The organism is Spirochaetota bacterium, from assembly GCA_004297825.1.
In the GTDB taxonomy this organism is placed as follows: domain Bacteria; phylum Spirochaetota; class UBA4802; order UBA4802; family UBA5368; genus FW300-bin19.
The window spans coordinates 23166-49506 of sequence record SCSX01000024.1 but is presented as its reverse complement, the minus strand read 5'-3'; the positions used below and the strand labels follow the sequence as shown (position 1 = coordinate 49506).

Sequence of the window (26341 nt, the reverse complement as noted above, 5' to 3'; positions counted from 1 at the left end):
TATGACTCTCCTTGGTTAACAGATGCGGGGAAGCTGCTCCTCGGTGAGGAGCGGCAAAATCCGCCGGCCCCCGATGGCGGTTTCCAGGTATGCCTTGCCCGGGTGATCCGGCCCGACCTCGCCGATGATCCTTGAATACGCACCCTCGGGAACTTCCTTCATGACCTTCACGATCTTCTCCGCTTCTGCGCGGCCGACTATCATAAGTACCTTCCCTTCATTCGCCGCGTAAAGGGGATCGATGCCGAGCATCTCGCTCACCCCGCGCACCTCGCCGTGAATCGGCAGCGCCCCTTCCACCAGCTTGATGCCGAACTCCCGTCCCTTCACGACCTCATTGAGAACCGACGCAACCCCGCCCCGCGTGGGGTCGCGCATGAACTTGATGCTTCCGGGAAAATCCCGCGACACCCTCCCGATCAGGTGATTGAGCGGCGCGCAGTCCGATACCAGCCCCCTGCTGAAACTCAGCCGGTTCCGCTCTGCCATTACGGCGATGCCATGGTCGCCGATATACCCGTTTATGATCACCGCGTCTCCGCCCTCGATCGGGCGTCGCTCGACATCCCCGTCCAATATACCAATGCCCGCGGTATTTATAAAGATTTTATCCCCCTTTCCCTTCTGCACGACCTTGGTGTCGCCGGTCACGATCTTCACCCCGGCGTAATCCGCGGCCTTGCGCATGGAAACGAGAATATCTTTCAACAGCGCGATTTCGAGGCTCTCCTCGAGTATAAGGGCGCATGAAAGATACAGGGGCCGTGCGCCCATGACCGCGAGGTCGTTCACGGTGCCGTTCACCGCGAGCGAACCTATGGTGCCCCCGGGAAACACCACCGGTGACACGGTGAAGCTGTCCGTAGTGAAGGCGATCCTGCCGGTTCCCACGTTGAGTATCGCCGCGTCGTCCAGCTGCACGTTTTCCCGGCCCAGGGTCTCGCGGATGAGCGTTTCGATCATCTCGTTCATGAGCTTCCCGCCGCTCCCGTGGCCCGGAAGGATCTTGTCTTCCATCATTTTCTCCCGTACTTGTAATACGCGGAACAGGGCCCCTCGGTGGAAACCATGCAGGGACCCACGGCCCGCTCGGGCGTGCATGCCTTTCCAAAGAGCGGGCAGTCCGTGGGGATGATGAGCCCGCGCAGCAGGTCCCCGCAGCGGCAGCCCGGATGTTCCCTGGGCGGCGGGGGCGTGACCGGGAACTTTTTAAGGGCGTCGAATTCCGCGAACTCGTCTTTTAACACAAGCCCGCTGCCGGGTATGGTCCCGATCCCGCGCCATTCCGTATCCACGACGCGGAATACGTCACGCATGATTTCCTGCGCCTTGAGGTTTCCCTGGTCGCGCACCACCCTGGTATATTCGTTCAATATCGCCGGCTCTCCCGACTCGATGAGGTCGAGAAGCATCTGGGTTCCCTTCACGAGGTCGTGGTTCTCGAATCCCACGACCACGCAGGGCTTCCCATATTCATCGGCGATGAAACGCCAGGCGTTTACGCCGATGATCGCGCTCACGTGCCCGGGAAGGATGAATCCGTCGATATTCACTTCCTTCGCGTCCAGGAGCGCGCGCACCGCGGGGACCGTAACCTTGTTCCCGCACAATATCGAAAAATTGGCGACACCGCGCTCTTTCGCATTTTGTACGGCAATCGCCTCGGCGGGCGCCGTGGTCTCGAAGCCCACACTTAGAAACATGACCTGGATCCCGGGATTCTCCGCCGCGATATCGACCGCGTCGACGGGCGAGTACACCACTTCGACCCTCATCCCCTCGGCCTTTTCCCTGCCAAGGGAGCTGTATGAAGACGGGACCTTGATCATGTCGCCGAACGTGGCGATCACCACCCCGTGCACCTTGCCGATCTCGATGGCGCGGTCAAGGTATTCGTTCTGCGTCACGCACACGGGACAGCCCGGTCCGTCGACCAGATAAAGCCGTTCGGGAAAAATATCTTTCACTCCCGTGCGGAAAAATTCCGTCGTATGGGTTCCGCACACCTCCATGATGCGCACGTCGCGCGTCAGCACGCGGGCGGAAAAATTATCGGCCATTTCTTTCAAGCTTTTCACATGCGTCACCTGATTGACTCCCTGGCGATCGCTATCTGGCCCAGTGCCAGGCAACCGTCGTTGAAGGGTATTTTTCGCGGGACGAGAATGTCAAATTTATTTTTTCGAAGCCCCCGCATCGTCATCCCGAGGAGGAGCCTGTTCTGGAACGCGCCCCCCGAAAGCGCGGCCGTCGATATTCCCGTCCTCTCGCGAAGCCGCCCGGCGATGGCAAGGGAGGAGCGCACTATCGCGGCATGAAACCTGTACGCGATCTCGTCGACATGCATCCCCCGTCCCAGAAGTGTAGCGCAATATCGCACGAGTTCATCCGTGGAGAGCTCCATGACCTCCCCCTCGGCGATGGGAACCGTGTAACCGTCATCGCCTCCGGACCTCGATCCGCGAAGCGCCGCTTCTTCGATGAGCTGGGCCGCCTCCGCCTCCGTGCTTATCCGGTCCGCTATCCCGAGCATCGACGCCATGCCGTCAAAAAGCCTCCCGATGCTGCACGCCAGCGGTGAGTTTATATTTTTGTCGATGATCTCGATCACCATTTCCGCACGCGCGCCGCGTTTCCCGAGGGTCCATTCCCTTCCCCGCGCCCCGTATTCGAGGGCGACGCCGATCTTCCACACGTCCCGTATCGCGGATTCTCCGCCCGGCAGCGGAAAATACGAAAAATGCGCCATGCGCGTGAACGTGCCTTTGTCGGCGATCATGAATTCGCTTCCCCAGAGCCTGCCGTCGGTACCGTATCCCGTGCCGTCGAACGCGATTCCGATAACCGGTGTATCGGACCCCGAATCCTCGAGGACGGAAGCAATATGCGCGTGATGGTGCTGTGTTTTCAGCCGGGGAATCCCTTTTTCTTCCAGCGAATCCGCGAACTGCGACGTAAAATAACCGGGGTGGAGGTCCGATACCACCACGTCCGGGGAGAACGCGTATACGCGGCTCAGGTGGGCTATCGTCGAGCGGTACAGTTCGTTGCCCGCGAGCGTCGCCAGGTCCCCCACGAATTGCGAAAGTACGACAACGCCGCCCCGCGCGATCGCGAAGCTGTTCTTCAAATCCCCGCCGGTCGCGAGCATGCTCTTTTTCGATTCCGCCGCCCTGAACGGTACCGGCACGTAGCCGCGCGACCGCCTGATGAAATACGGGATTTCGTCCTGGACGAACAGCACGCTGTCGTCGCTGAATTCGACGATATCGCGATTATAGCTGACAAACAGGTCAGCTATGTGTCCAAGCCTTTCCCGCGCATCGTCTTCCCTGAACACGATCGGTTCGTCGCTGACATTGCCGCTCGTCATTACGAGAACCATGCCCGGATTGTACTCAAAAAGCAGGTGCTGGAAGGGCGCATACGGAAGCATGATCCCGATATCGCTCAACCCCGGCGCGACCAGGCCACTCACGCGGGGCTCCCTCGTCTTGAGCACGACTATGGGCCTTTCCTTCGAAAGGAGAAGCGCGCGCTCCGCGGGAGAGACGTATAAAAATGACTCAATAGAATCGATGCTGCCCGCCATGAGCGCGAACGGCTTGAAGGGCCTGCCTTTTCGCGCGCGCAGCAGGCCCACCGCGTCATCGTTCCCGGCATCGCACGCGAGAAGGTATCCGCCCACGCCCTTGATCGCGACGATCGCCCCATGTTCCAGCGCCGCGAGCGTCTCCCGGGCGACCGATTCCGTATCCGCGGCAAGAACTTCCCCTTTTCGGTTCATCAGTTTGAGCGAAGGACCGCAGCGGGGGCACGCGTCAGGCTGGGTGTGGAATCTCCGGTCGGCCGGGTCCGCGTATTCCTTCGCGCATTCCGCGCACATGGTAAACGGGGACATCGAGGTGTTTCCCCGATCGTAGGGTATATCGGCGATAATACTGAAACGGGGACCGCAGTTGGTACAGGTGATGAAGGGATAGTGATGCCTGCGGTCATGGGGGTCGGAAAATTCCCGCATACAGTCGGCGCAGACCATGGTGTCGGGCGCGATAAAGGCTGAACGCTCCGTGGCTGCCGTGCTTGCTTCAATTAAAAAACCGCCGGCCCCGCGCGGCGCGGCGTCTGAAATCGATATCGTTTCTATAAACGAGAGGGGAGGCGCCTGTTCGCGAATATCCTTAATAAAAGCTTCTATATCCCCCGGTTCACCCTCCGCAGCGATGACCACACCGCGTGTGTCATTGCGCACGCTCCCTTGTATTCCATGTTCGTGCGCAAGCCGGTAGATAAACGGCCTGAATCCGACCCCCTGCACAATGCCCGTTATGGTAAGCTCTTTTCGGATCATATACTCCAATCGAATTGTGAGACAAGACTAGCGGAGGGCAACATAAAAACCAAAAATTTGGCTGTTCATGAGCGCGGAATGCACCGATAAATTTGCCCCTCTCCCGTACGGTGCGCGTTCCCGGAACGGGAGCCGCTGCACCGGGATTTTTCAAGTAAACACTCATTTCTGATATGTTCAAATAATATTTGACAAAATTTAACACGGTTGCCAGCATCGGTAAGTACCTCGACCCCTTTATTCTTCGGTTCCCTTAATCATGAATTCAGGGGCGAAAGGCCGGATGGGAAACTATCCTGCCTCCCGTGGTTTGGAAAGGGGTCAAGACATCGCGCGTCACCAGTGCTACAACAGCACCCGCGTGCGGTGAAATCTGCATGCAAATCTCCTTCCGCCACCTTGATCAACGTTGAAATTTTGGTCCGGGAACATTATTATTAACTTATTCATCAATCCCCGGAACTGACGTATTTTTCTGACTCATTTCATTCCATCAAGGAGGTATGTGCGTGAACTATTTATCAGGCCGATCCAGATTTTTCGTGCCGGTGATTCTGGCCGCCTGCGCCCTCGCTTTTAGCGCATGCAGCGGCCCTATCGAAGCGATCAATCCCAGTCCCACCGACGTCGTCACCATTACCGATATCAACAAATTTATCACCGAGGCGGACCTCAAGGCGGGGGTGAAGCGGACCAACAATTATGTTTCGTCGGTCCTGTTTTCACATTCGAAGCATGAGGCGAAGAGAATAGAGTGCAAACTCTGCCACCACAAGGTGAACAATGATGACCGCATCAAACAGTGCGCGGTTTGCCACAAGGGGAAAAGCGGCGATACCACCATGCATGACTTCTGCATCGGCTGTCACATGAAGGACAAATCGAGCAAAGCCCCCACCATGTGCCAGGACTGCCACAAGGCAGAGCCGGGGCCGCACCAGGAAAAGTAATGAAGACGGTACTCATACTCGGGATCGGCAACACCCTCATGAGCGATGACGGTATCGGCGTGTATATCGTAAACCGGATCATCGAAACGGGCGTGGCGCTGCCCCGAAACGTCGACGTTCTCGACGGGGGAACGGCCGGCTTCGATCTCGTTCCCTATATGCAGGGATACGACAGGATCATTATCGTCGATGCGCTCAAGGCGGAAGATGATCCCGGCAGCATCTATCGCTTTCCCGCCGATCATGCACGTTTCGATCCCGCACGGATGTCCCTGCACGAGGTGGGAATCGCCGAGATACTGCGTCACCTGAGTCTCTCGGGCTGCGATCCGGAGGTCGAGATCGTGGGGGTAGTCCCCGAGGATGTCGCAACATTTGACATATCCATAAGCGCGTCCGTCCTTGAATCCGTCCCCCGGGCCATAGACGTGATCCTGGAAGCGGCGCGGCAATAACATGCGAGGAGGTTTTTAATGTCATTCAACAGAAGGGATTTCTTAAAGATTATGGGAGGAAGCGCCGTTGCGCTGGGCGTTTCGGGCGTGGTACTCGAAGGATGCAAGAAGGCGCTCATGGAGGCCGCGAAGAGAACCAACGTAATCTGGCTACAGGCGCAGGCCTGTTCCGGATGCTCGATTTCGCTGCTCAACGCGATCGATCCCGACATAGCGAGCGTCATTACCCAGGGCATCAGCCTCAACTATCACCAGACGCTCGTGGGGGGCACGGGAGATGCCGCGGTGAGTGTGCTTGAGAACGCGGTAAAGACTCAGCGCAAGGATTTCGTCCTGATCGTCGAAGGCTCCATTCCCACCAAGTCCGACGAATACTGCACCATAGGCGAGGTCGACGGCAAATACGTGGGTGCGCGCGAATGGGTGCGCGAGCTCGGAAAGAACGCGAAAGCGATCATCTCCGCCGGAACCTGCGCGGCATTCGGCGGCATTCCGGGCGCGAAAATACGTGAGACCGGCGACAATCCCACCGGCGCGAAGGGCGCACAGGACCTTTTCAAGGGGAAAACCGTGGTGAACATTCCAGGCTGTCCGCCTCATCCGGACTGGATGATTGGGACGCTGGTGGATTTTCTTACGACAGGAAAACTCGACCTGGACGAATACAACCGTCCTAAAAAATACTTCGGGAGAACCGTGCATGAGCAGTGCGAAAACCTTCCCGACTACAAACGCGGCCGTTTCGCGAAGTCGTGGGGCGAGAAGGGCTGCCTTTACCTGCTTGGATGCCTTGGCATGGATTCCAATTGCGACATCCCCAGGCGCAAATGGCTGGGCGGCGTCAATTCGTGCACCGGATGCGGCTCGGGCTGCATCGGCTGTACGGAACCCGTATTTCCCGACACCGGGAGCCGCGGTATATACAAGCACCTCAAGGCTGACGCGGGCGAGATCATGAAGATCGAGAACGCGGATATCCGCACCGCGGTGCTCAATCTGAAAAACGGAGGAACCATCAATGGCTAGAGTTCTGATAGACCCGATCACCCGGATAGAAGGGCACCTTTCCATAGAGCTCGACGTACAGGGCGGAAAGGTCGTCGAGGCGAAGAGCAAGGGGGACATGTTCCGCGGGTATGAAAAAATACTCAGGGGCAGAAACCCCGTCGACGCGAACCAGATCACCCAGCGCATCTGCGGGGTGTGCCCGGTGTCGCACGGCATCGCCTCGAGCAAGTGCCTTGACGCCGCGTTCAAGAACAAGCCCAACAAGAACGGCATGCTGCTCCGGAACCTTGTCCTGGGCGCAAATTACCTGCAGTCTCATATCCTGCATTTTTATCATCTCGCCGCGCTGGACTTCGTCGACATCAAGGCGATCGTGAACTACAAGGGCGGCGACGCGAAGCTCCTCGCGGTGAAGGAGTGGGTTCTCGACGAGATCAAGTCCAAGAAGGGACAGCCGGATGAAATCACCACGGCGGCGCCCTTTCTCCCGCGCTACGAGGGGGACTTTTACATCAAGGACCAGACCCTCAATGTCGACGCCATAGCCCATTACCTGCAGGCGCTGGATATACGGCTCAAGGCGCACAAGATGGTGACCGCGTTCGGCGGCAGGGTACCGCACCTGATGGGCCTCGTGCCCGGCGGCGTGACCCAGGTCCCGACGCGGAGCCTGATACGCGAATACAGGAAAAACCTCAAGGAGGTTGAGGAGTTCGTCAACAAGGTTTACATGAACGACGTGATCGCCGTCGCCAAGGCTTTTTCCGAATACTTCAAGCTCGGCAAATTCACGAACATGATGTCCTACGGTCTCTGGGACAAGGACGTGGATGCCATGAAGTTCACCATGGAGCGCGGCGTGTATGTGGATGGAAAGCTCAAGGCCCTGGACACCTCGCTCATCAAGGAACAGGTCCGGTACGCGCGCTACAACTCAGGCAGCGACCTGCACCCGCTCAAGGGCCAGACCGAGCCGGACCCCCACAAGGGCGGCGCCTACACCTGGCTCAAGGCGCCCCGGTACGCCGGGGCCGGCATGGAAGTAGGACCCCTTGCCCGCGTGGTGGTTTCTTATCTTTCGGGCAACGCATTCGTCAAGGGCGAGGTCGACGGCCTTCTCAAGCTCTTTAACGCGGACCTGGGCGCGGTCTTCTCGGTGCTCGGCCGTCACACGAGCCGCGCCATCGAGTGCAAGCTTATCTGCCAGGAGGCGAAGGTGTGGCTGGACGAGCTCGAGATCGGGAAAGCCCCGCGGTCAACCTATGAAATCCCCGAAAAAGGCGAGGGCGAGGGGCTTGTCGAAGCCGCCCGCGGAGCACTGGGTCACTGGATCGTGGTTGAAAACAAGAAGATCGCCAATTACCAGTGCGTGGTTCCCACGACATGGTTCTGCGGTCCGCGCGACGACAAGGGAACCCCCGGCCCCGTCGAGCAGGCGCTTATCGGTACGCCCATCGCGGACAACAAGAATCCCATCGAGGCGGCCCGCGTGGTGCGCAGCTTCGATCCCTGCATCGCCTGTGCGGTGCACGTGGTCGAGGGCGACAGGGAGATCGGTACGTTCAAAGTCTGCTGAACGGTCAATCGGCAACGCAAAAAACCCGGGGCGCATGTCCCGGGTTTTTTATTCCTTCCCGCCAATCAGTGTGACCATGCCTTTCTCGTTTTCGTATTCCAGTATCCTGAAGCCCATTGAGGTCATGCGGTCATGGACCAGTCCCGGCGGTGTACGAAGTTTCTCGTACGAGCTTACGGACATTTTCCACCCCTGGTCTGTTCTTTCGTGCACCAGGTCGTTGACGATGACATGCATCGTCCCGTATTCCAGGACGCAGGTGAAGATACGGTCCCTCTCGCTTTGAACCGGGATGAATCTATCGGACCCCTTCAACTCGACGCTAAGGTCCCGGAAGGTGAGCAGGAGCCTTCCGCCGGGAACGAGCTCGGAATGGGCCCGCGCTAAGAGGGCCTCCACGTCGTCAATCGAGGCCAGGTGCGTCAGGGTGTCCCCCATACAGACGATGATCTCAGGAGACCTTCCCTTGTAGGATTCGAAGTCGAGCAGGTCCGATTCAATGGTTTGAATCGCGAGACCGCCGGCCCTCTCCCGGAGCTCCCCGAGGAGCTTCGCGCTGAAATCGACCGCGAGCACGTGAAAGCCCGCCTCCGCGAGCGGTATCGACTGGAAGCCGGACCCGCACCCGAGATCGATCGCGACGCCCGTGGACCGCGGCACGATGGCGCGCGACGCGAAAAAATCCGTATTCCGGGCATACTGCGCATCGAAGCCGCCGTAAATCCAGCTGTAGTGCGCCGCGAGATGGGTTTCGTAATGACCGCGCGTATCCACGGGAACCCTATTTATCGATCACCTTGAATTCGGTGCGCCGGTTCTTGCGGTCGGATTCGTCCGATATCCCGGGGGCCAGGGGCTCCCGTTTACCGGCGCCGCGCGCCTCGAAGCGCCGCGCGTCCAGCCCGCGGGCGGCCAGATAATCCCTGACCGCCTGTGCCCGCTCGAGGCTCAGGCGATCGTTCAGCGCATCGTCGCCGTGCAGGTCCGTGTGCCCGATAATCTCGAAGCGCACGGACTGGTTCGCGCGGAGGAACTCGGCGAGCGCGTCAAGGTAGGGGAACGACTCCGGCGTTATGCGCGACGATTCGAAATCGAAGTGGATCGCGTGCACGTCGAAACTCGCATTCTTTTCGATGGGCGCCAGTTCAATCAACTGCGGCTCCCCCTTCACGGCCGGGACATCGATTTCCCTGAAGAAGGGCAGGTAGCCCTTTTCGGTGATGGCGATCTCGAGCTCGTCCTCCCCGGGACCGGGTTTCAGCATTGCTTCGCCGCGCGCGTCGGTGCGCTTTTTGAGATGCCGCGTGACCGTTTCCTCCTCGCTCTTCCTGGTTTTCGAGGAGATGCTGAGCTCCACGGAAAGCGGCGCCTTCGACTTTCGATCGCGCACGGTAACCGCGATCCCCTGCTCCGCGATACCCGCGGCGTAAATGTCGTACAGCCCGAGGCCGTCGGGGCGGTTCGAACAGAAATAGAACACGGCTCCCGCGAACGCAGGCTGTACCTCGTTCTGCTTCGAATTGATCCCCGGACCCAGGTTCACGGGGGTGCCGAATATCCCCTTGTCGACGGGCGCGTACCAGATATCCCATCCCCCCTGCCCGCCGGGACGAAGCGACGAAAAATATAGCCCCTTTCCGTTGGGCGAGGGCATGGGGCTCGTATCGGCGGCGCGCGCGTTCACGGAGGCGGGGAGGGGGGTCGGATTCACGAATTCGCCGTCAACGTACTCGGCTTTCATGATGAACGCCTTGGTGACATCTCCGAACGGCCAGGTCGTGTAGTAGATGGTGAGCAGATCCGGACTCAGGCTGGGCGAGCGCTCGTGGTGCGGGGAGTTCACCGCGCCGGGAAGCCGTATCGGCTTCGCCCACCGGTCCCCCAGGTTTTTCGAGACGTATATATCGTAGGACACGAGGACCTCGCCGGCCCGCGCCCCCTGCATTTCAAGGCTCCCGTCCCGGTCGCTCGCGAAGAAGATGAATCCGCCGTCGGGAGTCATGTACGGTGTCTCGTCGTTGAATTTGGAATTGATCTCGTCAACGGGGCGCGGCTCGGTCCAGGCGCCGTTTTCCAGGTGGCTTATGTAGATGTCCTGGTAGCGTTCCCCTCCCCGCTTCGAATTGAATATCATGACCGTGCCGTCCGCCGAGAACGAGGGCGAGAAGTCGTCCGCGGCCGAGTTTATCGGGGGACCGATATTCCTTACTCCCTCGACACGGACCATCTGCGGCAGAAGCGCAGTAACGCCGCATAGAAGCACCGTAGCAGCAATCACCACACCTGCACTAACCTTCGCCAGTTTCATTTTCCATCCCCGTTAACCGATGATAGGACATTTCCACGTCCCCGGCAAGCAGGAAATGCACGTGGCTGTCCGGCCAGGAATAAAATAATTGCACATTGCGGGAATTCCGGGCACCCTTTGACAGGGGATACTTACATGATCGATTTCCACACCCATATTTTCGCTCCGGAAATGCGCGCGGATCGGTCGTCGTTCGCAAGCGACCCGGGCTTTGCCGCGCTCTACTCCTCCGAATCGTCGCGCATGGCCGGGCATGAAGACCTCGTGCGCACCCTCACCGATAACGCGATCGACCACGCGGTCGCCATGAGTTTCCCCTGGGAAGAGGAACCGCACGCCGCGCTTCATAACCGCTACCTGCTGGAGGCCGCGGCGGAATCGGCTGGCAAGATTATCCCCTTCGCCTGCGTCCCCCGCCGCTGCACCGATATCGCGGGCTTCATGAAGGACCTTGCGGGACAGGAATTCCGGGGCGTGGGCGAGCTCGCGTTTTACGCGGACGGATTCACCGCATCCGCCGGGGAATTCCTCCGGCGCGTGTTTTCCGCCGCGACCGAACACCGAATGATGGTGTGCCTTCACCTGAACGAGCCGATAGGCCACCCCTACCCGGGAAAATATCCGACCCCCTTCGCGCGCGTCTACGCGCTGATTCAAGAGTTCCCGGATGTGACGATAATCCTCTCCCACTGGGGGGGCGGCATCCTCTTTTACGAGCTCATGCCTGAGGTGCGCGCCGCGTTCGGGAACGTCTATTACGATACCGCCGCCTCGCCCTATATTTACGCGAACGAGGTCTATGCGGCGGCCCTGGGAATCACGGGACCGGAACGGATCCTGTTCGGGACCGATTATCCGCTGCTGGGACCCGCGAAATATCTCGCCGCGATAGGCGCAATGACGATTTCGGAAAACATGAAGCAGGCGATGCTCGACGGCAACGCCCGGAGGCTTCTTTTTCCAGGGGCATAGCGGTTCAGCTATACCTTCCCCTTGCAGGCCCCGATATGCGGGTGCCGGTACCTTCCGTGATGCTCTGGTGCGTTCATATGAAGGCAGCGTCACGAGCGGGAGCTATGCGCATCGGCGCCATGACCCCCGCTAAAAATTCTATTGCAAAATAGCCCGGATTCCGGTCCTAGTATTCGTGCAGACGATCGCGCGTGAAGCATGAAAACCACAATCGCATTCCTTGACGCATCCACGGTCGATTACGGGGACATCGACTTTTCGTCCCTGCACGCCCTGGGCGCGTTCCAACGCTACGATCATACCGCTCCCGCGGAGCTTTCCGCGCGCATGCACGGGATCGAGATCGCGATCAGCAACAAGGTGGTCCTTGGCGCGGAGACGATCGCCGCGAACCCGTCGCTTCGCATGATAGCCATCGCGGCAACCGGTCTTAACAACGTAGACATACCCGCGGCGGAACGGGCGGGAATCGCCGTGGCCAACGTCCCCGGGTACTCCACGGACTCGGTCGCGCAATTCACGATGACACAGGTCCTGGTGCTCGCGACGAACATACAGCGCTATGACGAGGCGGCGCGCCGGGGCGAGTGGAGCCGCTCGCCCGTCTTTACGATGGGAAACTGGCCTTCGTTCGAGCTGCACGGGAAGGTAATGGGAATCCTGGGGATGGGCGCGATCGGGAGTCGGGTCGCGCACCTCGCGTCCTCGTTCGGGATGAAGGTCCTGGCGCTCAGGCGCGCGGGTGCCGCCACCGACGCCTTTGAACGTGGCGACCTCCAGGGGATCGCCGCGCGTGCGGATTTCGTGAGTGTGCACCTGCCGCTCACGAATGAAACGCGCCTCCTCATAGGGGAGGAATTTCTCTTCAAGATGAAACCCACGGCTTTCCTGCTGAATACCGCGCGCGGTGCGATCGTCGACACGGCGGCGCTGGTACGGGCCCTGCACGCGGGAAGCATTGCGGGCGCGGCCATAGACGTTCTCGATGAAGAGCCTCCCCCGCCGGATCACCCGCTCCTGGGCGCTCCGCGGTGCATCGTCACGCCCCACGTCGCGTGGGCCGGACGCGAGGCCCGGGAACGCCTTGTCGCGGAGATCGCGAAGAACATAGGCGCTTTCCTCGCGGGAAACCGTCGCCACAGGATTGATTCGGAATAGCCGGGGGGCCGTTCCGGGCGTCATGTACGTCCGGATATAATTTCAGCGGGAGCAGGATATGGAACTTTTCGGGATCATCGGCGCGGGGATTATGGGACTCGAGCTCGCGGAACATATAAGCGAGCGCGGCCTAAGGGTGATACTCTACGACAATAACCCCGTTCAGCGCGACGTCGCGCTCGCCCGGGTGCGCGCGCGCATGGAGCGCCACGAGCGCGAGGGAAAGACAGGCGCCGGCAAGGCCGATGCGGCGATGGGTCTCATCCAGATATCAGCGGAAATCGAGGGACTCGCTGCGGCGGATATCATCCTGGAATGCGTGACCGAGGACCTCGCCACGAAGAAAGCGCTGTTCGCGCGGCTCGACGAGATTTGCAAGCCGGAAGTGATCCTCGCCTCGATCACCTCGTCCATCTCGATTACCGCGATCGCCTCCGCGACCCGCAGGCCGGAATCCGTGATCGGCATTCACTTCCTGAATCCCGTACGCGTCATGCGCCTCGTGGAAATCGTGTGCGGCCTGGCGACGACGCGCGAGACCTTCGCCACGGCGAAACAGGTGGTGAAGAAGCTCGGGAAAGAGTACGTGGAAGCGCGCGACTATCCCGGCTTCCTCCTGAACCGGATCCTCATGCCCATGATCAACGAGGCGATCTACGCGCTCTACGAGAACGCCGGAAGCGTCGAGGCGATCGACAAGGTGATGAAGCTGGGCATGAACCATCCCATGGGGGCGCTCGAGCTCGCCGACCTCGTGGGCCTGGATATCGTGCTCGCGGTCATCGAGGAATTGTACCGCGGCTTTGGGGACCCGAAATACAGGCCGTGCCCGCTCCTGAAACAGTATGTCGCCGCCGGGTACCTGGGGAGAAAATCGGGAAGGGGCTTTTACACGTACTGATCAGTCGAATTTCATGGAAAAATCGAAGGCGGCCACGGAGTGGGTGAGGGCGCCGATAGACACGAAGTCGGCCCCGACGTCCTTCAGCCGTACGATGCTTGTTTCGTCGACGTTACCCGAAATTTCGATCTTCGCCCTTCCCGCAACGAGCGCGACGGCGCGCTTCATCGCGGGGATGTCCATGTTGTCCAGCATGATACTATCGGCCCCGGAATCCATCGCCTCTTGAACCTCGTCCAGGGTGGTCGCCTCGATTTCGGTCCGATACGCGGTGCCGTAGGCCGCGCGCACCTTTTCCATCGCCTGCCGTATGCCGCCCGCGGCGCGGATGTGGTTGTCCTTGATCATCACCATGTCGTAGAGGCCCATCCGGTGGTTCGTACCCCCGCCGGTTTTCACCGAATACTTGTCCAGGAGCCGGAAGCCGGGTAGGGTCTTGCGCGTATCGAGCACCCGGAGCGCGCCGTCCCCGATGAGCGCGCACAGTGACGCGGTTTTCGTGGCGATCCCGGACATGCGCTGGAAAAAGTTCAGGGCGATGCGCTCTCCGCCCAGGATCGATTTCACCGGGCCCTCGAGCGAGACGACCACGTTTCCGGGTACGAGGCGCGCTCCCTCCTCCATGAGTATCGATACCCCCACGGCCGGGTCTATCCGTCCGTATACCGCGCGCACGATCCAGGCGCCACAGAGCACCCCCGCCGCCTTGGCGACGATCCGGGCGCGCGCGGCGTCCCCTTCGCCAAAGATCGCGTTCGAGGTAACGTCTCCGGGGCCCAGGTCCTCGTTCACGGCGGCGTCTATCAGCGCAAGGACGCCGGGGTTTTGCTCGAGCTCGCTCATTTCTTCGCCTTTTCAAGCAGCGCCATCTTCTGTTCTATATCCATCATCTGGTCGCGCAGCACCGCGGCCTTTTCGAATTCCATTCCTTCGGCCGCCGCGAGCATATCCGTTTTTACCTTTTCGCGTATTTCGGCGAGCTTCGTGAGGCTTGTCGTGCGGTAGGCGGTCTTGTACTCGGCCACGTAATCGGCCAGGCTGTCGTCGGTGTGGTACTCCCGTTCGATGATGTCGAGGATGTCCTTGCTCACCGACATGGGCGTAATGTTGTTGTCCGTGTTGTAGCGATCCTGGATCACGCGCCGGCGGTTCGTCTCGTCTATCGCCTGCTTCATCGAGTCCGTGATCTTGTCCGCGTACATGATGACCATGCCGTTCAGGTTGCGCGCGGCGCGCCCCGACGTCTGGATGAGCGAACGTGCCGACCGTAAAAAGCCCTCCTTGTCGGCGTCAAGGATCGCGACGAGCGACACCTCGGGAAGGTCGAGCCCCTCGCGCAGAAGGTTTATCCCCACCAGGCAGTCGAACACCCCCTTGCGGAGGTCGCGAATGATCTCGACCCGCTCGATCGTCTCGATCTCGGAGTGGAGGTAGCGCGCGTTGATCCCTACCTCCTCGAAATACCGGGAAAGATCCTCGGCCATCTTCTTGGTGAGGGTGGTCACGAGCACGCGCTCCTTGCGTTTCACGCGCTCCCGCACCTCGCCTATCAGGTCGTCCACCTGGTTTTTCGCGGGACGCACCTCGATTCGGGGGTCGATAAGCCCGGTCGGCCGTATCACCTGCTCCACGATCTGGGCGCTTATCTTGAGCTCGTAGTCGGCGGGCGTGGCCGATACGTGGACCACCTGGTCGATCATCTGCTCGAATTCCTCGAAGTAAAGCGGCCGGTTGTCGAGCGCCGACGGAAGGCGGAATCCGAACTCGACAAGGTTGAGCTTGCGCGAGCGGTCGCCCTCGTACATGCCGCGCACCTGGGGAACGCTCACGTGGGATTCGTCGATGAACATGCAGTAATCGCCCTTGTAATAATCGAGCAGGCAGGCGGGCCGCTCGCCCGCTTTTCTCCGGCTCACGATCCGCGAATAGTTTTCTATGCCATTGCAGTAGCCCATCTCCTGGAGCATCTCCATGTCATAGCGCGTACGGCTCTCGAGCCTCTGCGCCTCGACGAGCTTGCCCGCCTTCTGGAACTCCGCAAGCCGCTGCGCCAGTTCCTCCTCGATGAGACGAACCGTTTCCTTCATCTCCTCCGGCGGCGACACGAAATGTTTGGCGGGATACAGATACAGGTTATCCATCGCCTGGAGCTTTGCGCCGGTGAGGGGATTGATCCGGTAGAGCGCCTCGATCTCGTCGCCGAAAAGCTCTATGCGGATCGCCTCCTCGGAATAGGCCGGGTACACCTCGACCGTGTCCCCCCTCACCCTGAAGGTCCCGCGCACGAATGAGATATTGTTGCGCTCGTAGTGTATCGTCACGAGCTTTCGGAGGAGCTCGTCGCGGTCCAGGCTCGCGCCTTTTTTAAGGGGGATGTGCATCCGCTCGAACTGCACCGGGCTCCCCAGGCCATAAATGCACGAGACCGACGATACCACGATCGTATCGCGCCGCTCCAGGAGCGAGGACGTCGCCCTCAATCGCAGCCGGTCGATCTCGTCGTTGATCGATGCGTCCTTCTCGATGTAGAGGTCCTGAGAAACGACGTACGCCTCGGGCTGATAATAATCGTAATAGGACACAAAGTATTCTACCGCGTTGTTCGGGAAGAACTCCCGGAACTCACTGAAAAGCTGCGCGGCGAGCGTCTTGTTGTGCGTGAGCACCAGTACCGGTTTCTGCACGAGCTCGATGACCTTCGCCATCGTGAAAGTTTTTCCGGAACCGGTAACCCCGAGCAGGGTCTGGTGCTTCATTCCCTCACGCAAGCCCCTCGCGAGCTGGTCGATCGCCTTCTGCTGGTCTCCCGAGGGCTTGTAGCGGGAGACTACCTTGAATTCAGGCAATGGCTTCCCTCCTCTGCTTATAGAGGCTCCCGTCCAGGACGAAGAATCCGTATTCGGCGCGGAAATTGGGAAATCGCTTTACGGAAGCGGTCTTCCCGCCGGCCATCGAGAAATGCGACTCCTTCCTGAAGGGGTACCCGTATTCCAGGCAGAAATCCTGGAAGTCGCGAATGGTAAGCAGGTGAATATTAGGGGTCTCGTACCACCTGAACGGGAAAAGCCTGTTCCTGGGCATGGTGCCCCCGGTCAGGAGCTTCAGGCGATTGCCGATATAGCCGAAGTTCGGGAAGCTCACGATCGCGTTTTTACCGATGCGCATGATTTCACGGATAACGTATTCCGGCTTCTTGGTGTCCTGCAGGGTCTGGTTGAGGATGACGTAATCGAAGGAATCGTCACGGTAGTCGGCGAGCCCGCTGTCGATGTCGCCCTGGTAGCAGTACAGGCCCTTCTCCAGGCACTGGCTCACCCCTTCCTGCGAAATCTCGACCCCGAACGTTTCCGCGTTTTTTCGCTGCCGCAGCACGTCGAGCAGCATCCCGTCGCCGCAGCCCAGGTCGAGGACGCGCGCGCCTTCGGGGATCTCGTCGATGATCTGCTGGTACCCAATGCGGGAACCGTTCAATTCATGCCCTGGTCTTTTCAAATTCGCTTCTCAGGAAATTGCTGATATTGCGCTGCGTCCGCTCGTCGTCGAGCAGGAAGGTGTCGTGCCCGAAATCGGTCTCGATCTCGGTGTATACCACGTTCTTCCCGTTGGTGCGGAGCGCCTTGACTATTTCCACGGACTGTTCGCTCGGGTAAAGCCAGTCCGAGGTGTAGCTGATAATAAGGAAATCCGAGGCCACGCTCTCGAACGCGGCGACCAGGCTTCCGTTGTAATCGGCCTTAAGGTCGAAGTAGTCGATGGCCTTGCTGATATACAGGTACGAATTCGCGTCGAACCTGTTTACGAACTTGATCCCCTGGTGATGGAGGTACGATTCCACCATGAACTCGGAATTGAAATTGAACGCGGGAAGCTCGTGATTGCGAAGCTTCCTTCCGAATTTTTCATGCATGAGCTTGTCGCTCAGGTACGTGATATGAGCGATCATGCGCGCGAGCGAGAGCCCGTCATCGGGCCTCTTCCCCGTGTAATAATCGCCCCCGTTGAAATGCGGGTCCCTGAATATGGCCTGGCGCCCCACCTCGTTAAACGCGATCCCCTGCGCGGAGAGGGAGCTCGAGCTCGCCAGCGCGATCACCGACTGAACCATCTCCGGGTAGGAAATGGCCCACTGGAGCGCCTGCATCCCGCCCATGGATCCGCCGGTGACCGCGAGCAGTTTGCGTATCCCCAGGTGGCGGACCAGGTGCCACTGGGCGTTCACCATGTCCTGGATCGTGACTATGGGAAATTCGAGCCCGTATTCCCTGTCCGTGGCCGGGTTTGTGGAGGCGGGCCCGGTGGAGCCGGTGCACCCGCCGATCACGTTGGAGCTTATGACGAAGTATTTATCCGTATCGAAGGCTTTGCCGGGGCCGATATAATAGTCCCACCATCCGGGGTATTGGTCATCGGGGGAATGAAAACCCGCCGCGTGCGCCGATCCGGAGAGCGCGTGCAGTACGAGGATCGCGTTGTTTCCCTCCGGGGCAAGCTCGCCGTAGGTTTCATACGCGAGCGTCACCGGGCCCAGCGTCTTCCCCGACACCAGCCTGAGTTCCCGAGGCGGCCGTGCGAAGGTATAGGATCGGGTCTCGACCAGGCCTACTGAATTTTCAGAAAATTTCACCGTGCTCATCTCAGATATCCAAAAACAAAAAACCGCGTATCCAGTTTCGATGAATAGCGGTCTTTCACACTACGATCCCATCTACCGGATACGATCCGCAGGAATTGGCACCAAGCGCGCCGCGCCGGTTGCCGTGGTTTCATCGGGCCTGTCCCTCCGCCACTCTGGATAGAATAACACTATGTCAAATATCGTTGGGAACGATGTTCCCCGGCAGGCGTCTTTTCGCCGTAAAGTGCGATTACCATAAATCCAACGCAAACGCGAAGTCAATTAGAAATTTTTCTTCGCCGCCGGTCCCGCGTTCATCCACGACAATCGAGCCTTGGACTTCCGCCGGTGGTGCGGCGTCATTCCACGTTTTCTCCCTTTTGAAGCTGTTGAAGTTTTTCGTAAAGCCCTTCGAGACCCTCGATCATCGCCTCGATGGTTTCACGTCGCCCGCCCACTGTCAGGTCCCTGTGGGCGTGCTCGAATTTATACGCAAGACAAAAACAGAACTTTTTTACTTCTGCGGCAGATTCAAGCACCGTCTTGTTGGCCAGGACTGCCGCGTGCCCGGGGGCGCTGTATCCGCTTTGTAAAATTGCCTCTGCGAAAGGAATGCGCGCGCTGCCCGTGCGCTTTTCGTCCATGGGTACCTCTACCGTTTCCATGCGTTCACCTTCAATCTGATCGTGGTGGCCTTTTATTGCCGTGTAGAGTTTGATGCCTATTGAGTAAAACGCGTCGACCAGGCTGTTCACCACGTTCATGAACGCCGTTTCCTGGCTGTTGAGTCCCTGGCGGGCGAAGATATCGAACCCGTAGGCTTTTTTCATGAATTCCGCCATGAGGTGCCGCTCGATTTCCAGCTTGGAAATTTCTTCCGAAAATAGCGAGCCCTTGAAAATCCGAACCATGACCATGTTGTTGTCGCGCTTGATGCGCACCTCGTCGGAGAGAAACGACGCAAATTGAAGAAAAAAGATATCGCAAAGGTCGCTGAGCACGATTGCGACGTTGCGCAGCTTTCCCGCCAGGATCTTCGCATTGAAATGGTATGCGTAATTCAGCATCCCCTCGAGGTAATCCGCCTTCCCGGTCGCCGTCGATTCTTCCCGCGCTCCGATCGATTCAAAAATGTCCAGCACCAGCATGATTTTATCTTCTATCATGGCTGCCTTTTGTTCTATCTGCTCCAGGAATTTCTTTTTGCGCGCGCTCATCATGTCCATCAGGCCGGGATCCGCGCGGAAAACCTCCATTTCGACGGGGTGGAGCCTGACGAACTTCCTGATTTCCGGGGTATCGAAGCTTCGGCAGAACGCGCATTCGAACAGGGGCTCGAGAAGCTCCCTGTCGATCGAATTGTCGAGAAACCTATCCAGGGCGGCCAGGATTTTCTTAACCAGCCTCAGTTCAGTTCCCTCGGAATAAAGGATGCGCATCAGCGATTTCTCTACCCCCTCGCGTACCTCCCGCTTCGTTCTTTCGTCCCGTGTGATGGAAAGGTAATAACCGATAAACGGCTTCATCTTGTCGATCGCGGCGCCGGGATGCTTGAAATTTATAAGAAAATTGACGACCGTCAGATCGCTCATAAGACGCTCTGCTTCGGCGATTAGATTGAATTCGTAGGGCGTAAGTACATCGGCCCCCTCGTCGGTAAGCCAGCCGGCCGAATACATTTTTCTGAAATGCCCCCGCAGATCCTCCTGGAGCTGGATTATTTCCTGCACAAATTTATACACGGCGATCGAAGGGAAAAAAAGGACGCCATCCGTGAACAGGTACCAGATGCTCCACGAGATACGCTTGCCCACGTGCACGGGCCCGTATTTCTTTATAAACATGCCCTTCGCCTTGCGGTAGGTGAACAACTGCCTGAAAATTCCAAGCGGCCTCGTGAGGAAAAAATATTCATCGTATTTTCGCCTTCTCGTCCGGGGCGGCTCGTGGGCGTAAGATTTTTCCTGCTTTTGCTCGAGCGCCTGTACCTCGCCCTTCAAATCTTTGCGCATCCTGGCGAGCCTGGAGTGCAACTCCGCGAGATCGCCCGCGTCGACCCCCAGGGATTTCAGGCGCCTCGACTGCTCCAACTCGCCCCTCGTTACGGGCCGCTCGATAACCTCTTTGATATAGCTTTTTTCCGTCATTGGCGCTCCGGGTCCCTGTCTTCCCCTGATATTTAATTAACCGCGCTTTCCGCAAAATTCAAGAACATCGGCGCCGTTCCGACGGGAGCGCCGCCAATGCCTCATCATCGAGGCAATCATTGTTCATTTAGCCAATTATGTATTGACAATCCATCGAGGTGTTGACCAATTATTCGCACACGCTTGCGAGGTACCATGCCGCGGAGAAGCCAGGACATACTGGAAAAACGTAAAAAGCAGATTACCAGCGCTACGTATAAAGTGGTAAGCAAAAAGGGCTACTACAACTTCACGATCCGCGATATCGCCCGGGAGGCGGGGCTTTCGACCGGGCTCGTGCACTACTATTTTAAGGACAAAGACGAATTACTTTTCACGCTCCTGAAGATGATGAACAACAACCTCCGGGAAATCCTCGTGAAGGAGCTCTCCACAGCAAAGGACCCTCGGGAAAAACTGAAAATTTTCATGGACCAGGCGTTCAGGCTGCTTCAGCGCGAGAAGGAATACTTCCATGTCCTGATAGATTTCTGGACGCAGATCAACCACAATGACAGGATCAGAAAAGCCAACACAAAGCTTTATGAAAGCTACCGCGTTGAAATTGCGAGCATTCTGAACGAGGGAATTCAATTGGGAATTTTTCCCGAAATGGACGTGCACTACGCTTCTGCGATTATAATCAGCGTCGTGCAGGGCATGATCATCCAGTACGTCCTGGACCAGAACTCTTTCAATTACGACGAATACAGCGAACGGGCGAAGGCGCATATCCTCGATATGGTTTCCCGCAAGGAAGTGATTTCAATCGCCCGAACCGGCATCGAATCCGGCAAATCCTGACCGGGGGTCCGATACTCCAGCAGATCAGGGGGCGGCATTTTTCCCCTTCCCCGTTACCCGTTTCACCTGGCTGTAGATGAAATATGCACAAACGCCGAGTATTCCCGCCACCACGACAATATCGACGACCTCGCTGTATTTTCGCACCTCGGACCAGTTTTCTTTCAGCACGAACCCGACCCACGCGAGGAAGGCGTTCCACATCCCCGCGCCGGCGATCGTATAGGCGGAAAATTTCAGCGCGTTCATCTTTCCCACCCCCGCCGGTATCGAAATGAGATGGCGTACCACGGGTATGAACCGGCTGATAAAGATCGCCTTTTCCCCGTACCTGGCGAAAAAGCTTTTCGTTGTTTCAAGGTGATGGACGTCCAGGAGCAGGTATTTCCCGAACCGTTTCACGAACGGCTCGCCCCCCCAGGCGCCCATGTAATACGAGATGAGGGATCCGGCTATGCTGCCCAGGGTGCTTACCGCCACCACCCCGGCAAAGCTGAACTGGCCCTCCACTATGAGAAACCCCGCGAACGGCATTATCGCCTCGCTGGGCACGGGGGCTACCATGCTTTCGAGCCCCATGAGCACGAAAATCGCGGGATACCCGCCGGCGGCGATGAGGCGGGTGATATAATCGACGAGAAACTCGGTTATGCCCATTTATTTCTCCGGCCGCAGGAGCGGGAATAGAATCGAGTCCTTGATGGACGCGGAATCGATGAAGAGCATCACCAGGCGGTCTATGCCGATCCCCATTCCTCCCGCCGGGGGCATGCCGTATTCAAGCGCGTTGATATAGTCATAGTCCATGCGCTGGGCCTCGTCGTCGCCCTGTTCGCGCATCCGGACCTGTTCCTCGAATCGGGCCCTCTGGTCGAATGGATCGTTGAGCTCGCTGAAGGCGTTGCCTATCTCCCGGCCCACGATATAGGGCTCGAAGCGCTCCACGAACTCCGGATTGTCGTCCCTTGATTTCGCGAGTGGGGAGAGCTCTTTGGGGTAATCCATGACGAACACTGGCTGGATGAGGTTCGCCTCGACCTTTTCCTCGAAGATATCGTTCGCGATCTCCCAGAGTGTAGCGTCGTCATCCGCCTTCATTCCCAGCGATTCGGCGGCCGTCCGGGCCTCCTCGACGCGGGTTATCGCGGAGAAATCGATACCGGTGAATTTTTTTATTATTTCCACGAAGGTGATCCTCTCCCAGGGAGGGGTCAGGTCTATATCGGTCCCCTGGTAGCTGATCACCATGCTCCCCAGGAGCTCCTGTGCCAGCGAGGAAATCATTCGTTCCGCGATATCCATCATTACATGGTAATCCGCGTACGCCTCGTAGAGCTCCAGCATCGTGAATTCGGGATTGTGCTTGGTCGAGATGCCCTCGTTCCTGAAATTGCGGTTCAGCTCGAAGACCTTCTCGAAGCCTCCTACGATGAGGCGCTTCAGGTAAAGCTCGGGGGCGATGCGCATGAAAAGGTCGATATCGAGCGCATTGTGATGCGTGGTAAACGGCCTCGCCGCGGCGCCGCCCGGTATGGCCTGCATCATGGGCGTCTCAACCTCGATATAGCCCCTTTTCATGAGAAAATCGCGTATCCCCGCGATGAGTCTGCTGCGCAGCACGAAATCCTGCCTGGTCTTGGGGGTCACGATGAGATCGACGTAACGCTGGCGGTAGCGCAGCTCGACGTCCGAAAATTCGTCGAAAACCACTCCGTCCTTTTCTTTTACCGAGGGCAGGGGCCGGATGCACTTCGAGAGGAAGGCGAAGTCCTTCGCATGGATGCTTATCTCCCCCTGCCTGGTCTTGAACAGGAAACCGCTCACGCCGATGATGTCGCCCAGGTCGAGCGTCTTGAAAATTTCATATTTTTCCTCGCCCAAGTCGTCCTGCCGCGCATAGACCTGTATGCTCCCGCTCGCGTCCTCGACGTGAACGAAGGAGGCCTTCCCCATGACACGCTTCGAACGGAGCCGTCCCGCGATGCTCGCCGTTTCCTGGGAGTCTTCCCGGAAGAGCTCCCTTGCCTCCGCCGCCATGTGCGTGCGGGCATAGCGTATTGGATAGGGATTGACGCCCTTTGCCCTCAGGTGTTCGACTTTCTCGATGCGCTGTTGGATCAGGTCCGATATTTCTTCGCTCATGAACGGCTCCCCGCTTCTGGTATGGTTGCGTGTTATACACCGCGCATAAAAGCGTGTGTCAAATTATTTTTATTGTTCAACCCCGATTTATTATTGCGCTCGTTCACATTCGCCCGTATCTTCTCTTCCTGCGCCGATACGCGTATCCCCGTCCGCGGGGAACGAAGCACGGCATACATTTATGAGCCATACCTTTGAAATGGGACCCATCCGTCCCCCGAGCGAGGCGTACAGTGTCCTTGTCCGCGTGACCAGGAACTGTCCGTGGAACAGGTGTGCCTTTTGCGCCACCTACAAGGATCAGCAGTTTTCCCGGCGCGATACGGCGGACGTGATCCATGACATCGACAGCATTCATGTACTCGCCTCGCGGATTCTCGAATCCTCCCATATACTCGGCTTCAACGGGCTCATCAACGATGAGGTCGTACGCCATGCCAGGTCCGAAGACGCGGAAACGCATGTCTCCTTCTACCAGCAGGTCGCCTTCTGGCTCCATTACGGGATGAAAACCGCGTTCCTCCAGGACGCGAACTCGGTGCTCATAAAGACCACCGAGCTCGTCCGGATACTCCTGCATCTGCGCGAGCGGTTTCAAACAATCGAGCGCATCACGAGCTACGCGCGCGCGAAGACCATCGCGAAAAAATCACCTGACGAGCTCTCGGAGTTGCGCGCAGCGGGCCTCTCGCGCATCCATATAGGAATGGAATCCGGCTGCGACGAGGTGCTCTCCCTGGTAGACAAAGGCGTGACTGCCGTTGAGCAGATCGAGGCCGGCAGAAAGGCCGTTGCGGCCGGGTTCGACGTCTCAGAATACTATATGCCGGGGTTGGGCGGCAGGGAGCGCTGGCGTGAAAATGCGGCTGAATCGGCCCGCGTAATCAATGCGGTGAATCCCACTTTTATCAGGATCCGGAGCACGGTACCGCTCCCCGGAACGCCGCTCTACGATCTCGCGGGACAGGGAGGATGGACCCCCATGGGCGAGGACGACAAGGTCCGGGAAATCCGCGCCTTCGTCGAGTCGCTGCACGATATCACCGGGACCCTCCAGAGCGACCACATGATGAACCTGCTCGAGGATGTGGAAGGGACGTTTCCCGACGGCAAACAACGTATCCTGGAAAAAATCGACGCCTACCTGTCCCTGGGCGAGGACGACCGGGAGAGCTTCATTATCGGCCGGCGGATCGGCCGGTATCGCTATCTCTCCGATTTCACCCGCGATCCCCAGGTTGAAGCGCTTAAGGGCCGGCTCAAGGCAGAGTACGGCTCGGTGGACGCGGCCGTATCCGAGATATTAAAAAATTTTATTTAAGAAAGCCCCTCCCCTCCGGCGCATGTGTGTCGGCCATCGCGCCACCCACGATTGAATGTCCGTCCGCACCGTTCAGTGTGTATCCTGTCCGATACCGTATAACTCACAATGAAATAGTTCATTATTAAAATTCGGTAACTACTCAGCTGTTTGTCAAATATATGCACATAAAATAATAAATGCCAGGAATACCCCCGCCGCCTCTGGCGGCGGGGGTATTCCATACTTTTAATTATTTTTGGTTATGTATTTCATAATAGCAGAGTAGTTACAAAATAGGTTCATATGTTGAGAAAATCATTGATTAATTAACCCCAGATACTAAGGTTTGGTCAACACTTCGTCATTATTTATTTTACTACCCCTGGCGGGCGTCGTTCCAATTCGGTGAGACAGGAGCGTCACATGAGCAGCTATGTTAAGGGATCCACGCTGGAAAAACAGATTCAGAAGCAGCTTAAGGTATGGGAAACGGCGAAAACGGTAACGGTCAAGGCCGAGATTCCGCGTCCATTCATCACCATTTCCAGGGAATACGGATGCGATGCGGGCTCCACCGCGGCGGTTATCGCCCAGGAACTCAATGCGTACGAAAAAACCGACGTCTGGCAATCCTACGAACGGGAACTCATAGATAAAATCGTCGAAGACCACGACATCTCGGAAAAAGTCATCGAGACGATCGATACGATAAAACGAGAGGAGATCAACGAATTCTGGCGAAACGTGCTCACGGACTACCCGTCACAGGTGAGCGTCTACCAGAAGCTCGTAAGAACCGTGCGCGGCTTATCCATTCACGGGCGGGCAATATTCGTCGGGCGCGCCGGGGTCATGATCACCCGCAATTTAAAGTACGGTCTTCACCTGCGCTTCGTCGCCCCCCCGAGCTACCGCATCCACAAGATCATGGAGAAAGCGGGAATCCGGGACCGCCTCGAAGCCGAGAAGCTGGTCGAGCGCAAGGACAAGGAGCGGCACGATTTCCTCACCCAGTACCTCAAGTTCGAGGCCACGAATCCCGCATCATACGACCTGACGATCAATGTCGCGCGGGTTTCGAATGAAGAAATCGCGCAGATGGTAGTGTCGCTTCTCGTCAAAAAAGGATTCATCGAGTAGCCATAGCGAGAACCTTAGCACGAAACGCTCCCGCCGGGGAGCGTTTCGTTTTTCAGCATTGTGCGTCGGGAGTTTTCCCCTACCTTCCTCCGGCGCCCGCAAGTGAATACTCGATCGCTTTCAACAGGGCCTTGCTTGTAGTCGTCGCCCCGCTCACCGCATCCACGTTCGGCGTTTGTTTTTCAAGCACCCTGCCCACGACGCCTTCAGCCTTGCGCGCGTACACGGTATCCCTGTTTTTCAGAATCTCCACGTTGGCGATGCGATGCTTTTTTACCGTGGTGCGCACCAGGTAATTGAACGATCCGTAGCTGAAGCTCCCCTCGTAAACCCCGTCCGGGATCCGGGAAAGGTCGACATCGTTGATTCGGAGCGCCCTGATCGCACGGGTTTCCTCACTCGCGCAGGCGGGCAGGCATACGCACGCGCAAAGAACGGCGGCAAGAATCGTGTTCCGATACAACTTCATACT

The 26341-nt window shown here is 58.1% G+C and carries 23 protein-coding genes and 2 riboswitches; of the genes, 10 read left to right on the top strand and 13 right to left on the bottom strand.

Annotated elements, in window-relative coordinates:
- Nucleotides 1–15: 15 nt before the first annotated feature.
- Genes hypE through hypF form a run of 3 tightly spaced genes read right to left on the bottom strand, consistent with a single transcriptional unit; the run spans nt 16 to nt 4351 of the window.
- Entirely contained in the window at nt 16–1020 is a 1005-nt protein-coding gene (gene hypE / locus EPN93_05185; protein TAL38058.1) for a hydrogenase expression/formation protein HypE, read from the bottom strand.
- The gene (gene hypD, locus EPN93_05180; protein TAL38057.1) at nt 1017–2078 is read right to left on the bottom strand and encodes a hydrogenase formation protein HypD; all 1062 of its coding nucleotides are present in this window, start codon (nt 2076–2078) and stop codon (nt 1017–1019) included. Before hypD ends, hypE begins: the two co-directional genes overlap by 4 nt.
- Before the next feature lie 5 nt (nt 2079–2083).
- Nucleotides 2084–4351 (bottom strand): carbamoyltransferase HypF, encoded by a 2268-nt coding sequence (gene hypF, locus EPN93_05175; protein TAL38056.1) that lies wholly within the window; start codon nt 4349–4351, stop codon nt 2084–2086.
- A 214-nt stretch (nt 4352–4565) separates the two neighbouring features.
- Nucleotides 4566–4688: riboswitch (molybdenum cofactor riboswitch) on the top strand.
- Nucleotides 4689–4854: 166 nt separating this feature from the next.
- On the opposite strand from hypF, the gene EPN93_05170 reads away from it, so the two are divergent.
- Genes EPN93_05170 through EPN93_05155 form a run of 4 tightly spaced genes read left to right on the top strand, consistent with a single transcriptional unit; the run spans nt 4855 to nt 8340 of the window.
- A complete protein-coding gene (locus EPN93_05170) occupies nt 4855–5301 on the top strand; it encodes a hypothetical protein (GenBank protein TAL38055.1) in 447 nt (148 codons plus the stop codon).
- On the top strand, nt 5301–5756 hold the full coding sequence (locus EPN93_05165) for a hydrogenase maturation protease (GenBank protein TAL38054.1): 456 nt from the start codon (nt 5301–5303) through the stop codon (nt 5754–5756). Before EPN93_05170 ends, EPN93_05165 begins: the two co-directional genes overlap by 1 nt.
- Before the next feature lie 18 nt (nt 5757–5774).
- On the top strand, nt 5775–6782 hold the full coding sequence (locus tag EPN93_05160; GenBank protein TAL38053.1) for an iron hydrogenase: 1008 nt from the start codon (nt 5775–5777) through the stop codon (nt 6780–6782).
- Nucleotides 6775–8340: a nickel-dependent hydrogenase large subunit gene (locus EPN93_05155; GenBank protein ID TAL38052.1), complete on the top strand. Its 1566-nt coding sequence runs from the start codon at nt 6775–6777 to the stop codon at nt 8338–8340. The genes EPN93_05160 and EPN93_05155 overlap by 8 nt, the downstream gene beginning before the upstream one ends.
- A gap of 48 nt (nt 8341–8388) precedes the next feature.
- Here EPN93_05155 and EPN93_05150 read toward each other — a convergent pair whose 3' ends face one another.
- Both EPN93_05150 and EPN93_05145 read right to left on the bottom strand, forming a co-directional pair.
- Entirely contained in the window at nt 8389–9129 is a 741-nt protein-coding gene (locus EPN93_05150; GenBank protein TAL38051.1) for a class I SAM-dependent methyltransferase, read from the bottom strand.
- Nucleotides 9122–10648, bottom strand: a complete 1527-nt coding sequence (locus tag EPN93_05145) for a hypothetical protein (GenBank protein TAL38050.1) — start codon at nt 10646–10648, stop codon at nt 9122–9124. The genes EPN93_05150 and EPN93_05145 overlap by 8 nt, the downstream gene beginning before the upstream one ends.
- A gap of 135 nt (nt 10649–10783) precedes the next feature.
- On the opposite strand from EPN93_05145, the gene EPN93_05140 reads away from it, so the two are divergent.
- From EPN93_05140 to EPN93_05130, 3 genes are all read left to right on the top strand, one after another.
- The gene (locus EPN93_05140) at nt 10784–11620 is read left to right on the top strand and encodes an amidohydrolase (GenBank protein ID TAL38049.1); all 837 of its coding nucleotides are present in this window, start codon (nt 10784–10786) and stop codon (nt 11618–11620) included.
- Nucleotides 11621–11818: 198 nt separating this feature from the next.
- Nucleotides 11819–12778 carry a hypothetical protein gene (locus tag EPN93_05135; GenBank protein ID TAL38048.1) on the top strand — a complete coding sequence of 320 codons (960 nt, stop codon included), beginning with the start codon at nt 11819–11821 and terminating at the stop codon, nt 12776–12778.
- A gap of 58 nt (nt 12779–12836) precedes the next feature.
- Nucleotides 12837–13679, top strand: a complete 843-nt coding sequence (locus tag EPN93_05130; GenBank protein ID TAL38047.1) for a 3-hydroxybutyryl-CoA dehydrogenase — start codon at nt 12837–12839, stop codon at nt 13677–13679.
- Here the strand turns inward: EPN93_05130 and nadC are convergent, their stop codons facing one another.
- The 5 genes from nadC to EPN93_05105 form a co-directional block, all read right to left on the bottom strand.
- A complete protein-coding gene (nadC, locus tag EPN93_05125; protein TAL38046.1) occupies nt 13680–14522 on the bottom strand; it encodes a carboxylating nicotinate-nucleotide diphosphorylase in 843 nt (280 codons plus the stop codon).
- The gene (uvrB, locus tag EPN93_05120; GenBank protein TAL38045.1) at nt 14519–16525 is read right to left on the bottom strand and encodes an excinuclease ABC subunit UvrB; all 2007 of its coding nucleotides are present in this window, start codon (nt 16523–16525) and stop codon (nt 14519–14521) included. The genes nadC and uvrB overlap by 4 nt, the downstream gene beginning before the upstream one ends.
- The gene (metW, locus tag EPN93_05115) at nt 16518–17171 is read right to left on the bottom strand and encodes a methionine biosynthesis protein MetW (protein ID TAL38044.1); all 654 of its coding nucleotides are present in this window, start codon (nt 17169–17171) and stop codon (nt 16518–16520) included. The genes uvrB and metW overlap by 8 nt, the downstream gene beginning before the upstream one ends.
- Nucleotides 17152–18312, bottom strand: a complete 1161-nt coding sequence (locus EPN93_05110; GenBank protein TAL38043.1) for a homoserine O-acetyltransferase — start codon at nt 18310–18312, stop codon at nt 17152–17154. Before EPN93_05110 ends, metW begins: the two co-directional genes overlap by 20 nt.
- Nucleotides 18313–18377: 65 nt before the next feature.
- A riboswitch (SAM riboswitch) is annotated at nt 18378–18478 on the bottom strand.
- Nucleotides 18479–18653: 175 nt separating this feature from the next.
- Nucleotides 18654–20441, bottom strand: coding sequence for a hypothetical protein (locus EPN93_05105; GenBank protein TAL38042.1), 1788 nt, complete (start codon nt 20439–20441; stop codon nt 18654–18656).
- Nucleotides 20442–20636: 195 nt separating this feature from the next.
- On the opposite strand from EPN93_05105, the gene EPN93_05100 reads away from it, so the two are divergent.
- On the top strand, nt 20637–21284 hold the full coding sequence (locus EPN93_05100; protein TAL38041.1) for a TetR family transcriptional regulator: 648 nt from the start codon (nt 20637–20639) through the stop codon (nt 21282–21284).
- Nucleotides 21285–21308: 24 nt separating this feature from the next.
- On the opposite strand, the gene EPN93_05095 is transcribed toward EPN93_05100, so the two are convergent.
- On the bottom strand, nt 21309–21941 hold the full coding sequence (locus tag EPN93_05095; protein TAL38040.1) for a DedA family protein: 633 nt from the start codon (nt 21939–21941) through the stop codon (nt 21309–21311).
- Nucleotides 21942–23426, bottom strand: coding sequence for a lysine--tRNA ligase (lysS, locus tag EPN93_05090; protein ID TAL38039.1), 1485 nt, complete (start codon nt 23424–23426; stop codon nt 21942–21944).
- 181 nt (nt 23427–23607) lie between these two features.
- Between lysS and EPN93_05085 the strand changes: the two genes are divergently transcribed.
- Nucleotides 23608–24747: a radical SAM protein gene (locus EPN93_05085; GenBank protein TAL38038.1), complete on the top strand. Its 1140-nt coding sequence runs from the start codon at nt 23608–23610 to the stop codon at nt 24745–24747.
- Between the two features lie 405 nt (nt 24748–25152).
- Nucleotides 25153–25869, top strand: a complete 717-nt coding sequence (locus EPN93_05080; protein ID TAL38037.1) for a cytidylate kinase-like family protein — start codon at nt 25153–25155, stop codon at nt 25867–25869.
- A gap of 79 nt (nt 25870–25948) precedes the next feature.
- Here the strand turns inward: EPN93_05080 and EPN93_05075 are convergent, their stop codons facing one another.
- A complete protein-coding gene (locus EPN93_05075) occupies nt 25949–26338 on the bottom strand; it encodes an FMN-binding protein (protein TAL38036.1) in 390 nt (129 codons plus the stop codon).
- Between the last annotated feature and the right edge of the window lie 3 nt (nt 26339–26341).

What these genes read in the sequence shown, in the direction of transcription:
- EPN93_05095 (TAL38040.1), bottom strand. Translation starts at nt 21,941, where the DNA reads ATGGGCATAACCGAGTTTCTCGTCGATTATATCACCCGCCTCATCGCC.
- EPN93_05130 (TAL38047.1), top strand. Translation starts at nt 12,837, where the DNA reads ATGGAACTTTTCGGGATCATCGGCGCGGGGATTATGGGACTCGAGCTC.
- EPN93_05085 (TAL38038.1), top strand. Translation starts at nt 23,608, where the DNA reads ATGAGCCATACCTTTGAAATGGGACCCATCCGTCCCCCGAGCGAGGCG.
- EPN93_05145 (TAL38050.1), bottom strand. Translation starts at nt 10,648, where the DNA reads ATGAAACTGGCGAAGGTTAGTGCAGGTGTGGTGATTGCTGCTACGGTG.
- EPN93_05110 (TAL38043.1), bottom strand. Translation starts at nt 18,312, where the DNA reads ATGAGCACGGTGAAATTTTCTGAAAATTCAGTAGGCCTGGTCGAGACC.
- EPN93_05100 (TAL38041.1), top strand. Translation starts at nt 20,637, where the DNA reads ATGCCGCGGAGAAGCCAGGACATACTGGAAAAACGTAAAAAGCAGATT.
- EPN93_05075 (TAL38036.1), bottom strand. Translation starts at nt 26,338, where the DNA reads ATGAAGTTGTATCGGAACACGATTCTTGCCGCCGTTCTTTGCGCGTGC.
- EPN93_05140 (TAL38049.1), top strand. Translation starts at nt 10,784, where the DNA reads ATGATCGATTTCCACACCCATATTTTCGCTCCGGAAATGCGCGCGGAT.
- nadC (TAL38046.1), bottom strand. Translation starts at nt 14,522, where the DNA reads ATGAGCGAGCTCGAGCAAAACCCCGGCGTCCTTGCGCTGATAGACGCC.
- EPN93_05160 (TAL38053.1), top strand. Translation starts at nt 5,775, where the DNA reads ATGTCATTCAACAGAAGGGATTTCTTAAAGATTATGGGAGGAAGCGCC.
- EPN93_05165 (TAL38054.1), top strand. Translation starts at nt 5,301, where the DNA reads ATGAAGACGGTACTCATACTCGGGATCGGCAACACCCTCATGAGCGAT.
- lysS (TAL38039.1), bottom strand. Translation starts at nt 23,426, where the DNA reads ATGAGCGAAGAAATATCGGACCTGATCCAACAGCGCATCGAGAAAGTC.
- EPN93_05135 (TAL38048.1), top strand. Translation starts at nt 11,819, where the DNA reads ATGAAAACCACAATCGCATTCCTTGACGCATCCACGGTCGATTACGGG.
- EPN93_05105 (TAL38042.1), bottom strand. Translation starts at nt 20,441, where the DNA reads ATGACGGAAAAAAGCTATATCAAAGAGGTTATCGAGCGGCCCGTAACG.
- EPN93_05170 (TAL38055.1), top strand. Translation starts at nt 4,855, where the DNA reads ATGTGCGTGAACTATTTATCAGGCCGATCCAGATTTTTCGTGCCGGTG.
- EPN93_05155 (TAL38052.1), top strand. Translation starts at nt 6,775, where the DNA reads ATGGCTAGAGTTCTGATAGACCCGATCACCCGGATAGAAGGGCACCTT.
- hypF (TAL38056.1), bottom strand. Translation starts at nt 4,351, where the DNA reads ATGATCCGAAAAGAGCTTACCATAACGGGCATTGTGCAGGGGGTCGGA.
- EPN93_05080 (TAL38037.1), top strand. Translation starts at nt 25,153, where the DNA reads ATGAGCAGCTATGTTAAGGGATCCACGCTGGAAAAACAGATTCAGAAG.
- hypE (TAL38058.1), bottom strand. Translation starts at nt 1,020, where the DNA reads ATGATGGAAGACAAGATCCTTCCGGGCCACGGGAGCGGCGGGAAGCTC.